The 11,870-nt window shown below is 41.6% G+C and carries 9 protein-coding genes; 2 read left to right on the plus strand and 7 right to left on the minus strand.

Going from position 1 to position 11,870, the window contains the following annotated elements; genetic code table 11:
• From DI53_RS02955 to mtaB, 3 genes are all read right to left on the minus strand, one after another.
• Positions 1 to 1,139: M60 family metallopeptidase (locus DI53_RS02955; protein WP_037495200.1), on the minus strand; the 1,139-nt coding region annotated here is incomplete at its 3' end.
• Positions 1,140 to 1,368: 229 nt separating this feature from the next.
• Complete coding sequence (locus DI53_RS02960; protein ID WP_037495201.1) at positions 1,369 to 2,820, minus strand: M60 family metallopeptidase; 1,452 nt, start codon at positions 2,818 to 2,820, stop codon at positions 1,369 to 1,371.
• Between the two features lie 725 nt (positions 2,821 to 3,545).
• Positions 3,546 to 4,865 (minus strand): tRNA (N(6)-L-threonylcarbamoyladenosine(37)-C(2))-methylthiotransferase MtaB, encoded by a 1,320-nt coding sequence (gene mtaB / locus DI53_RS02965; protein WP_037495202.1) that lies wholly within the window; start codon positions 4,863 to 4,865, stop codon positions 3,546 to 3,548.
• 113 nt (positions 4,866 to 4,978) lie between these two features.
• On the opposite strand from mtaB, the gene DI53_RS02970 reads away from it, so the two are divergent.
• Both DI53_RS02970 and DI53_RS02975 read left to right on the plus strand, forming a co-directional pair.
• Entirely contained in the window at positions 4,979 to 5,800 is an 822-nt protein-coding gene (locus tag DI53_RS02970) for a thymidylate synthase (RefSeq protein WP_037495203.1), read from the plus strand.
• 51 nt (positions 5,801 to 5,851) lie between these two features.
• Positions 5,852 to 6,346, plus strand: coding sequence for a dihydrofolate reductase (locus DI53_RS02975; protein WP_037495204.1), 495 nt, complete (start codon positions 5,852 to 5,854; stop codon positions 6,344 to 6,346).
• A 67-nt stretch (positions 6,347 to 6,413) separates the two neighbouring features.
• On the opposite strand, the gene DI53_RS02980 is transcribed toward DI53_RS02975, so the two are convergent.
• The 4 genes from DI53_RS02980 to DI53_RS02995 all read right to left on the minus strand — a co-directional run bounded on the left by DI53_RS02980 (position 6,414) and on the right by DI53_RS02995 (position 11,866).
• Positions 6,414 to 7,352 (minus strand): peptidoglycan DD-metalloendopeptidase family protein, encoded by a 939-nt coding sequence (locus DI53_RS02980; protein ID WP_037495205.1) that lies wholly within the window; start codon positions 7,350 to 7,352, stop codon positions 6,414 to 6,416.
• Positions 7,353 to 7,648: 296 nt separating this feature from the next.
• A complete protein-coding gene (locus DI53_RS02985) occupies positions 7,649 to 8,659 on the minus strand; it encodes a D-alanine--D-alanine ligase (RefSeq protein ID WP_037495206.1) in 1,011 nt (336 codons plus the stop codon).
• Between the two features lie 123 nt (positions 8,660 to 8,782).
• Entirely contained in the window at positions 8,783 to 10,129 is a 1,347-nt protein-coding gene (locus DI53_RS02990) for an alpha-L-fucosidase (protein ID WP_052072001.1), read from the minus strand.
• A gap of 45 nt (positions 10,130 to 10,174) precedes the next feature.
• The gene (locus DI53_RS02995; protein WP_037495396.1) at positions 10,175 to 11,866 is read right to left on the minus strand and encodes a RagB/SusD family nutrient uptake outer membrane protein; all 1,692 of its coding nucleotides are present in this window, start codon (positions 11,864 to 11,866) and stop codon (positions 10,175 to 10,177) included.
• Between the last annotated feature and the right edge of the window lie 4 nt (positions 11,867 to 11,870).

Genomic DNA, 11,870 nt, shown 5'->3' on the forward strand with positions numbered 1-11,870 from the left:
CCCTCCGGGCTAGCTAAATACGTTGTAACTGTTGGCCAAACATTATCTCGGACGAAAAGCCCTGGTGTTACACCCATTGTGCGCTCAGCAGCCAATGAATATATATTAACCGTAACTTCGCCCAGCACGTCCCATGTCCATACCTGCTGATGCGTGTGCCCCAGTTCATGAAAGAAACCCCACGATTCTTTTAATAATGATGGCGTCAAAATATTTTTCATAAAATATTGGGGAAAGCCTATAGCATATGTCCCCGAGAATGGATTTCCATCAGGGAAGTCTGTCATTAAAATTCGATTGGTGCGTGGCTGGTGTTCGGGTGATGAATTATCTAAACCGCTAATTGCTTCCTCACTTTGAATAACCTTATCACAGATAAGCAGCAAACTGTCGATATCGGAGTTTCGGTACTGCAACGCATTTTGCATGGTAAAGGTTAATATCGCTCTATCGGACACAAGCGTGGCATTGCCGCTATCTTCAAAAACATCCAACATCCTTTGATAATCGGCAGGATTCGTAACTCCTTTCACATAATAAGGAACTTTCCTAAAGCCAACTTCAAAAGTGATTTCAACTTCACCCATCATCCCTGGTGACTCCGAATTATAATCAATATAAGCGTTCCCTCCCCATTTTTCTTTTTCTGGGGTGTTCAGGTAGTGACTTGTTAGATCTGTGTCCGTATTAATGACGTTTGTGCCTTCTTTCAATTGGTACAAAGTAACATAGTCCCGCCTGCCGTTGTGGGGCGTGCCAATCATCAATATTGGCAAACCATTCCCCGAAATTGTCCGCACATGCACCGTAACGACAGAACCGCTGTCTACATATAACCCTGTGGGTTGCAGGCTATTTTGCCGTTGCCGCAATTGCAACCGACTACTAGCTTCCGAGTCAGGCAAAACCTTCTGCTGAAAGACTTGCGTTTTTGGAGCGCCAAGCAAGCTATCAGGGGTATTCGATACGTTTGCCATTGCCGATTCTTGGGTAAGCTGTAGCTGTTCTTTACACGATTGCAGGCTTATAGCCGACAATAATAGAAAAGAAACTGCAAGTATCCCTACCCATAAGGGATGTAGTCCTCTCATACTATTTATTGAGGATTCCATCGGTTGCTTCTTAATTACATTTTTCATAGTACTACGAATTAGTTGTCAAAAATTTTGCTGTATTTTATATGGAAATGTCCGCTTAAATCATGTCTAACCAAACCCTAATCACTAATTCTTTCTTTTAAATCCCTTTCGATATAGAATTGAAATTAAACACGTTAGCTCTGCTATTGTATGAGATCAAATAATTACCGAACTATATAAACTTCGCATACAAATATGAGTCGTAACTGCCCTGCGCGCACGCCGACCATCAATCCCGAAGTGTGGTTATATCTATTGCGGGCGCGGGCAGATTTTTATTAGCAATAGCGGTATACGTTTCCGCAGATGCTCGAAGCCCCCATTTTTCGAAAAACTCCGTTAAATCCTCGCCTGACACATCACAAGCGCTAGTCATAAAATAACCCATCTTTTGATCGTCACTCGATAACGTAGGTCTTTCTATACGGCATTTTTTATGCAATTCTTGGTAAAAGCTGTCTCCATAGGCTAACCAAAGTTGATGGAACATACCTAATCTGCCATAATGCCCCAATAAACTATCTGTATTAAAATTCCGATCTGCCTCCGGGCTAGCTAAATAAGTTGTAACTGTTGGCCAAACATTATCTCGGACGAAAAGCCCAGGTGTTACACCCATTGTACGCTCAGCAGCCAGCGAATATATATTAGCTGTGACTTCTCGAACAACGTCCCAAGTCCATATCTGCTGATGAGCATGACCCATTTCGTGAAAAAACAACCATGATCCTTTTAATACAGAGGGGATTAAAAGCTCCTTAATAGAGCCTTTAGGAATGCCTATTGTGAGTGAGCCCGAAAATGGATTTCCGGCGGGGAAGTCTGTAATCAGAATTCGACTGGTGCGTGGATGGTGTTCGGGTGACGAATTATCTAAACCGCTAATCGCTTCCTCACTTTCAATAACTTGATCACAGATAAGCAGCAAACTGTCTATATCAGAGTTTCGGTATTGCAGCGCATTTTGCATCGTAAATGTTAATATCGCTCTATCGGACACAAGCGTGGCATTGTCACTATCTTCAAAAACATCCAACATCCTTTGGTAATCGGCAGGACTCGTAACTCCTTTCACGTAATACGGAACTTTCTTAAAACCAACTTCAAAAGTGATTTCAACTTCACCCATCATCCCTGGCGAATCGGAATTATATTCGATATAAGCATTCCCTCCCCATTTTTCTTTCTCCGGTTTGTTAATATAAAAACTCGTTAAATCTGTATCCGTATTAATGACATTTGTACCTTCTTTCAATTGACACCAAGTACTGTAGTCGCGCCGGCCGTTGCTTGGTGTTCCAATCATCAATTTCGGCAAATCATCTCCAGAAATTTTCCTTACATGCACTGTAATGATGGAACTACTATCTATATATAAACCTGTTGGCTGCCAACTATTTTGCCCATACCTAAGTTGTAGCCTCCCGATAGCCTCCGAATAACGACCAATTTTTTGCTGGAAGACTTGCGTTTTTGGAGCGCCAAGCAAGCTATCGGGGGTATTCGATACGTTCGCCATTGCCGATTCTTGGGTAAGCTGTAACTGTTCTTTACACGATTGCGCACTAAGGGTGGCTAAAAGAACTATTGAAAGCGCAATTACTCGTAACTGCCTGCCGTGTCGAGCTCCGACAGGGTTTGTTGATGCGTCCTTAAAACTTTGGTTTATACTATTTCCCATGATATTGTAATTTGGTGTTACATCTATTATTTTTCACGGTAGCCCTTCTACTGAAAGCTATTGCGTATAGTATCTGCAAGTGATCTGATCGAATGAAACGACACATTTAATAATTGGAATGCCTATTAAATATCTATCGTTGCTATTTAACCTGATTTCGTTGATGCCAGTTGCTTAAAGACCCTCGAATAAGTGTAAGAGCATCGTACGCCTTGCAGTTTATTTAGTTAGTAGTTCGTAGTGGTTGAAATTCAGATCGCACTTTATTATATATTTCTTAGAGGAGTTGCATCATCGAAGTTCTTATCGATTCAGGGCAATCATTAGAAAAAAACAACTTGCAAATACTAATTTTTTAACAACCAACACTGTATTCCCCTTTTTTAGTTTATAATCGTTATACATTCTTAACGCACACAATTATAAGTAATAAATATTGAAAATATTTAACTAAAAAAGCACAAATAGTTCAGCAAAACGTTTTATCCAAAAAAAACAATCGTTTGTCTAATTTTTTTTAACGCCTTGAAAATTGAATAATTTGTGTTTTTGTAACAATTTCAAAAGAAGAAATACGACTTTACATAGGATTTGTGAAACTAATTAGGACGAACACATTATTAGCAACAAGGATGGGATACCACGGAACGGTTAGCTCGTGGAGAAATGACAATTGCTAACGGAAACGAAAAAACTATAATGCTTTAAATATCAACTATTCAGATTTAATGTACGAGCGATTCCTGCACCTCTTCCACCTCGACTTCGCATTGATCGGTTATAGCGGTAAATCGTACAGGGACAACCTCATTAACCAATAGTGGATCATAGAGCGCGCGAACTTTGACATAGTTCTTGGAAAAACCGTGCATATAGCCATCTTTTACATCGCCTTCGAATAAAACCTCACCGATTTTTCCGATTTGTTGATCGAAGAATGCCCGCCGCTTTTTCTCGGAAAGGATATGCAGCATTTTACTACGATCGCTACGTTGAGCGCCGGGAACGGCCCCTTCCATTTGCGCGGCAATGGTATTTTCTCGTTCTGAATACGTGAATACGTGGAGGTATGATATATCAAGATCGTTAAGAAAATTGTAGGTATCAATGAAGTCTTCGCGAGTCTCCCCAGGAAAACCAACAATAACGTCAACGCCTATACAGCAATCGGGCATAAGTGATTTGATTTTGGCGACGCGCTCTGCATACAATTCGCGTTTGTATCGTCTCCGCATCATACCCAATACTTTATTGTTTCCGGATTGAAGGGGCATATGGAAATGAGGAACAAAACGCTTTGATTGCGCTACAAATTCTATTATCTCATTGGACAACAAGTTAGGTTCTATCGAAGAGATTCGTATGCGGTCTATGCCTTCCACATCGTCCAAAGCAGTTACTAAATCCAAGAATCGATCTTGCCTTTTGCCGTCACGAATGCCGTAGTCGCCTATATTCACACCCGTTAGCACGATCTCTTTAACACCGGATGCAGCAATCTCTGTCGCCTGCTGAACAATATCGTCAATTTTACCAGATCGGCTCGCGCCTCGAGCCAATGGGATGGTGCAAAACGTGCAGGAATAATCACATCCATCCTGCACCTTAAGAAAGGTACGGGTACGATCTCCAATAGAAAAGGCAGAAACGAATTGGTTTGTTTCATCTATCGGCGCATTGTGGATGATCGCTTTCTCGGTCTTGGTGAGGTCGTTAATATGTTCGATAATGTTGAACTTCTCTGCAGCACCCAAGACCATATCAACACCGGGGATTTCAGCGATTTCTTTTGGTTTGAGCTGCGCGTAGCAACCGACGATTGTCACATATGCATTTGGTGAATGCTTTAACGCTTCTTTTACAACCTTGCGGCATTTTCTGTCGGCATGATCTGTTACGGAACAGGTGTTGATGACATACACATCAGCAGGGCTATTAAAAGGCGTGGTTTCGTAACCCGCATCTTTAAAGATCCGGCCAATAGAAGAGGTTTCCGAAAAATTCAGCTTGCAACCCAGGGTATAAAATGCGACTTTCTTGCTCATGATAGTCCGCAAAAATACATAAAATGTCGCAAAATGTGTGATGTGGAAAAATTGTGATATTGTAATGATGTAAAAAAAAGTATCTTCGTGATCACACTTTTGGGCATTTCGCTATGAAACAATATCTGGATTTACTATCACATGTTTATGAGCAAGGCGTTGATAAGGCGGATCGGACTGGAACCGGAACGCGCAGCGTATTTGGGTATCAGATGCGTTTTGACCTGCAGGCCGGATTTCCATTGGTGACCACAAAAAAGCTACATCTGCGTTCGATCATCCATGAATTAATTTGGTTTTTACGAGGTGATACGAACATTCAGTATTTAAAAGAAAATGGCGTCAGCATCTGGGATGAATGGGCCGATGAAAGCGGAAATCTTGGGCCAGTTTACGGCTCACAATGGCGCTCATGGCCTACGCCGGATGGCCGACATATCGACCAGATTGCACAGGTTATTAAGCAGCTGAAGACCTCGCCAGATTCCAGAAGGATTATCGTATCTGCTTGGAATGTCGCCGAAATAGAAAATATGGCACTTCCACCCTGCCACGCTTTTTTTCAATTTTATGTCGCCCCTGCGCAACCGGATAAAGGAATTTTAAAACCGCGCCTATCCTGCCAGCTGTATCAGCGAAGTGCCGATATCTTTCTTGGCGTACCTTTCAATATTGCGTCGTATGCACTATTGACTATGATGGTTGCCCAAGTGTGCGACATGGAGGCTGGTGACTTCGTGCACACCCTTGGCGATGCACACATTTACAGTAACCATTTTGAACAAACGGAGCGCCAGTTGGCACGAGATCCTAAACCGTTACCCAGCATGAAAATAAATCCTGAGGTGAAAAATATCTTTGATTTCAAATTCGAAGATTTCGAACTGTTGGATTATGATTTTCATCCGCACATCAAAGCACCCGTCGCCGTTTAAAAAAGGAAGGATGTTTTCCACCAATAAATTTCAGTATAATCTTTATATAGTATGAGTAATCTTAAAATAACGTTAATAGTAGCAGCCGCTGAGAACAACGCCATCGGCAAAGACAATAAAATGCTTTGGCACCTGCCTGATGACTTCCGATATTTTAAGAATCAAACGACTGATCATTCTATCGTGATGGGCAGGAAAACTTACGACTCTATGGGCGAAGCGCTACCCAATAGAAGAAACATTGTCTTGACGCGAGATGAGGAGTGGACTGCTGAAGAAGTTGATGTTGCCAATTCGATAAACGAGGTTCTAACCTATTGCCGAGATGAACGGGAAGTATTTATTATCGGTGGTGGAAATATCTATAAACAGTGGTTGCCGCACGCTAATAAAATATTATTAACTCGTGTACACGCATCATTCGAGGCAGATGCTTTCTTCCCCGAATTCCCGCAAGACGAATGGAAGAGGGTAAATAGTGAAGAACATCCCGTAGACGACCGGCATGCATATCCCTTCACGTATGAAGTTTGGGAACGAAACTAGCCTTCGTCTGCTAGCAAATAAGAGCAAAAAAAACCAGACCTGCATTCCTGCAGGTCTGGTTTTTTGCTCAATTAGATTTATTGTATCGCTTTAATTCTTTTTTTGACATTTCCTGCGTAATAACTTCATTAGGAATCTCTGCGTCATATTGACTTTTGTCACTGAGCGTTTCCGGTTGATTATTGACCCAAAATTTTGGGGTTAGAAAGCCATAGAAACTTTTTGTTGTCGCCATATTCTTACCCTTGTTCATATTAAAATCGGCACTCTTTAGGTACATCACCATAAAATAGATCCCAAATCTATCGGTATCTCGTTTCACGTTCTTCCCTAGGACAGTTCCGGGCAGCACCTCTGTACCTACTTTTACTGCTATACTATTTTTAGCAAAACCTGCATAGCTAGCGATGGATCCGTCTTCATGTTCAACGGTAACGTCATTACGCTCGCTTGTATAAGAGGACCCTTCTTGGCCGGCATCTTCAAATTTATTGTTGACCTCCACAACAATGCCTTTGCGGCTGGCAACGACTGTTTGCTGTGATGTCGTTGTCATCACGTAACTTTTCCAATCGTCGGGTGTACTGTTGCCGAAATAACTGGCTTTCAAAAAAGAGGCTTCCCGGATAGACATAAGCGTTCCCGCTTCATAGGGAAGCGCGTAGGTGATCTCTTCGTTTACACGCGGATTAAGCTTGCCTCTTATAAAACGGTAGGTATAGGAATAGGATATGGACTGATCTTTATTCGAGGGTGTCAATGTGGTCAATTGGCCCGAATAACCACGCAATGTATATTCGGTTTTAGCAGCTTCCGCATTCTGCAACTCTTTGAAGGTAAGTGCCACGGTGAAGGTGCCGGGATCTAGTTTTTGGTAGGTAATTTCGACGGACTTATCCGAGTTTCGTTTGGACGCTAAGGCAACAGCACCTTCTTGCGCCATGCCACTTTCTACACGTGCAATAAGTAAGAAAGTAACCAAACTTAAAAACAATTTTGCATTCATTTGAATAGATATTTCTCAAAAATAAAAAATATTTAACAATTCAAGATTAAGAGGAAATAAACAAAATGTAAATTCTACATGACTAACAACGAATGAGCACGTAAAAGTCAAGGACATCATAAGTGCAGATCATAAAGAAAATAATTGATGTCAAAAACAGCCGTTTTTAAATTATTATTGACGAATAGCGACAGCCAGCCTATTCTCCTTATTTTTTATTCTAATGCGTATAACTAAGCCATGGCATTTGGAGCATACCTATCCATTTCGCGTTAAAAATCAGCGTACATTACATGTTATAAGCTTTTTTGCAGGGCGGCGTCAATTAATTGTCCATAGAAATCCGATTCTTTCATACCATAAGCCCTCACCTGCTGCGGAATAAAACTTTGCGCTGTCTGCCCTGGAATAGTATTGATCTCTATAAAATAGAAATGATCTGTCTCTTGCTCTAAAAAGAAATCTACACGCACCATGCCCTTGCAATTTAGACGAACGTAAATCTCCTTTATGATTTGTGCGGCACGCTGTTGCTGCTCCGATGAAAGATCTGCCGGGGTTATTTCCTCTGTTAATCCTGGAATATATTTCGCTTCGAAATCAAAAAACTCACGCGTAGTCCGTACTTCGGTAGCTGGCAAAACGATCAGTTCGCCCCCTGCATTACGAAAAATCCCTTGGGAGAATTCACGTCCGGTCACAAATTCTTCGACCAAGACTTGTTTGCCAGTATTTTCAGCATCGAAGGCTTTATCTAATGCCAACGGTAGTTCTTCCAAAGTCTTTACTTTTGTCATACCAATACTACTCCCTCCAGCATTGGGCTTCACGAAGTAAGGCAAATGAAGCTGCTTTTCGACCAATGTAGCGCCATCCTTACGCCCGGACTCAAAAAGTAAAACAGAATTCGCAACAAATAGGTTGGGGATATCTTTTAAGATGGCTTTGGTATATCCTTTATTCATCGTTAAAGCCGAAGTAAGCGCGCTGCAAGAGGTATACGGTAAATTAATCATATCAAAATACCCCTGAAGACGACCATCTTCACCAGGAGTTCCATGGATTACGATAAAAGCGACATCAAATTTTACAATATGTTCGTTCACCGTCAGTGAAAAATCTTCCCGATTTACAGGATGTTTAACACCAGCATCATCTACATGAAACCATGAAGCTAAACTTATGGTAATGGGGTATACATCGTATTTCTCTGTATCTAACTGGCTTTGTACAAAAGACGCGCTTTTATAAGACACTTCGGCCTCTCCTGTGTATCCTCCTGTAATTAATGCTACTTTTATTTTCATCTAATAATTTCTTCCATGTTTGGCGAACGAGGTGTGACTATAATCACAGCTCGTTCACGATTACGTCAATTGGTAAACAAATATAATCTGCGCTGCACGGAAAAACGAATTTTTTTCAACACATTACTGTGTTAGCGGTAGCCAGCTTTTAAAGATAAACTCTTTATCCAACTCTATTTTAATTACCGGGATCGCTTCCTTTGTGAAAGTATTCGGTATTTGAATTGATAGGCGCTGCTCTTTTTGCTGGAAACGTAATTTGGTCTTAGTCTGTAGATCCGTGACATTTTTTACTCGATAAAAAGATGGCAAAACAATTTCATTTGGAAATTTCGACACGTCGCGCAGATGAATGTAGATGTTTTTTCCCTGATAAGTGCTTCCGCCCCAATCGCCTTGTGTGTAGGGTCCTCCGCGCGTGTTATACACTGCTTCCGGATACTTTTCGATCCATTGCGTCAATTCCATATATTTTTCTACCAATTTGGGAGGCAATATCCCCTGTTCATCAGGACCTATATTCAGCAAAAAATTACCATTTCCACAAAGTGTTTTGCTGAAATCTGTCAGTAATTTTTCTTTAGCGATCAGCGGCGCACTGGGTTCATAAGCATAAACCGGATAGCTAACGCTGGTGCAGGCTTCCCAAGGAAAAGGCGGGGCGTCTGCCGTTTTTGCCTCCATCGAAAAAAAGTCCCCGGAATGTCCATATGGAAAAAATGTTTCCGCATTATCATAGTCTTTTGTGATGGAAAGACGGGTGACCAAGATGTCTGGTTTTAATGTTTTAAGATAGTCGTAAAGGAGCTTCCCCTCTTTAGGCCCCCAAAGCGGGTCTAACCAATGTCCATCATACCATAAAATATCTGGAGAATAGTTCTTAATTAATTCCGCGCTTTGGTTTTTAACAAATTCAATAAAGGCCTGCTTTCCATGCCTAGGTTCAGGGATCCCGGATTCAGTTGTTGGCATTCTTTCCCAACCAAGGTAATCAATATCTGCTATGGAATAATATATTCCAAACAGTAAGCCCTGCTGTCTACATTCTTTTCCTAACTCAGCCAAAATGTCCCGTTTAAAGAGACTTTTCTCAAGGTCAAAACTGGTGAATTTGCTATCCCAAATAGCAAACCCGTCGTGATGTTTGGATATGACGACCATATATTTTGCGCCTGCTTTGCGGGCGGTCTCTACCATCTTTTTGGCATCAAAATGTATGGGATTCCATAGCATGGTGATGGAATCGGACTGCGCTTTAGATTTGATCTTTGAACCGATGGCCCAGGAGTCTCCCATTCCTTCTCGATGACATACCATCCAGTGGATGAACATTCCTAACTTGGCATTTTGAAAATTATCGAGCAACTGTTTGTCTGTTTTTGGATTAGTGACCGTCACTTGCGCGTTCGTTTGTCGACATGCTAATGACGTCGCAAAAAATAGGGCTGAAAAAATAATAATTTTATACATATCGTTTCTGATTATTGTTAAATAACATATTCAAATTGGGCCATTCTACCAATTTGGATTTTGTACCAAATTGGGATTGAGATCTATCTCTTTTTGCGGAATGGGTTGCAAATAATGCTTAGCAGGATTAAAGAAGCGCTCTTCTATCCATCTCCTTTCCTGCCCCTGTACAGCAACGGTACGGTCGGATCTGCCTACGCCATCTTTACGCATCCTGGCACCATATAGATCCCCACGCAAACCATACCCTTCCGTTATGGGCGACTTTTCAGCAATACGCCAACGAATAAGATCGAAATAGCGCAACCCTTCATTTGCTAGTTCAATCCGCCTTTCATTACGAACTAGGTCTAACAGCTCTCCTTGCGTATTATAATTTTCGCGATGAACAAGACCTCCCTTTGCTCTATTACGTAATTGGTCGATGATATCGATCACCTCAGATTTGGAACCTGAACCGTTAAGCTCAACAAGCGCTTCGGCGCGCATCAACAAAATATCAGCGTAGCGCATGATGATGATATCATTTGTGCAGTCGGTAATCTGAACCATAGCATGTGGAGACCAGTCGACATACTTATTCCACATGTAACCGCTAGATGATGGTTCCGGCGCATCGTATTGTTGAAGTTTTATCTGTGTAGAACTGTCCTCCGGGTCATACAACGTCGATTGTATCGACGAACCGTCCCAGTATTTAATATTCCCTGTTGGATAAATCACCGTTTGATAGAGTCGAGGATCACGATTCAAATAAGGTGTAGCAGGATAATAACTTGAGCCATTTTCACGTATCAGTCTTCCATCTGCCATAGGATATGCATCAACCAATGACCCCGTCGGAGTGCATGCTCGCAAGGCATCTCCACCCGACATACCTTTCAAGAAAAAGATCTGATTTGCAAAATGTCCTTCAGCAACTCCCCCGCTGGATGCCCTTCTTATTATAGAAAAAATGATTTCATTCGAATTTTCTGCCATACCCGAAAAAAGATCTTCGTATGGCCTATCGCCTGCCATGTTCAGGCTATACTTTGCGGAAAGTTCCTGCGTGATCGGCAGCAATTCTTCAAATCGATTTTCGAGTAGCAAAACCCGAGCTTTTAGCGCTAAGGCACTTCCCCAGTCGGCTCTTCCCTTAGGCTGTGTCTTATCTGAAAGGCGTTCGATCGATAAGTTTAGTCGATCAAGGATATGGTTTAGAACTGTTTCCCGGTCAGATTGTGTCACCGTCTTGCTTTCCTGGTCGGTTAATGTTTTGGTGATCAGCGGTACTTTATCAAAAAAGAAAACCAATCTATGATAGTTATATGCCTCTAGAAATTCTACCTCTGCAAGCAAAGTTTCCTTATCTATAGCAGAAATACCTTCTACCTTGTCTATATTTTCATACACGCTATAACACTTCCGAATATTAGCATAATGCCGGGTCCAGATGTTATAGGGCGCGGTTCCACTTGCATCCTGCGTACCATTAGCTAAAAGACGGATATTCGTATACCAACCTGACCAAACCAAAAATGCATTATCAGACATCATTTCATCAAAAAAGATCGACCCTTCGTAGACGACCGGAAAGGTTGTCGCATAGATATCTGTTACAAAATTAGACACATCACTTTGTGTTCTCCAATAATTATCTTGCGTGACCGATGTTGTCGGCTCAGCATCTAAAAACTTTTCACAGGATGAAAGCAGAACGCCTGTGAATACATACAAATAGATTACGATTTTCATGTTT

Source organism: Sphingobacterium deserti (genome assembly GCF_000757725.1).
Classification (GTDB): domain Bacteria; phylum Bacteroidota; class Bacteroidia; order Sphingobacteriales; family Sphingobacteriaceae; genus Sphingobacterium; species Sphingobacterium deserti.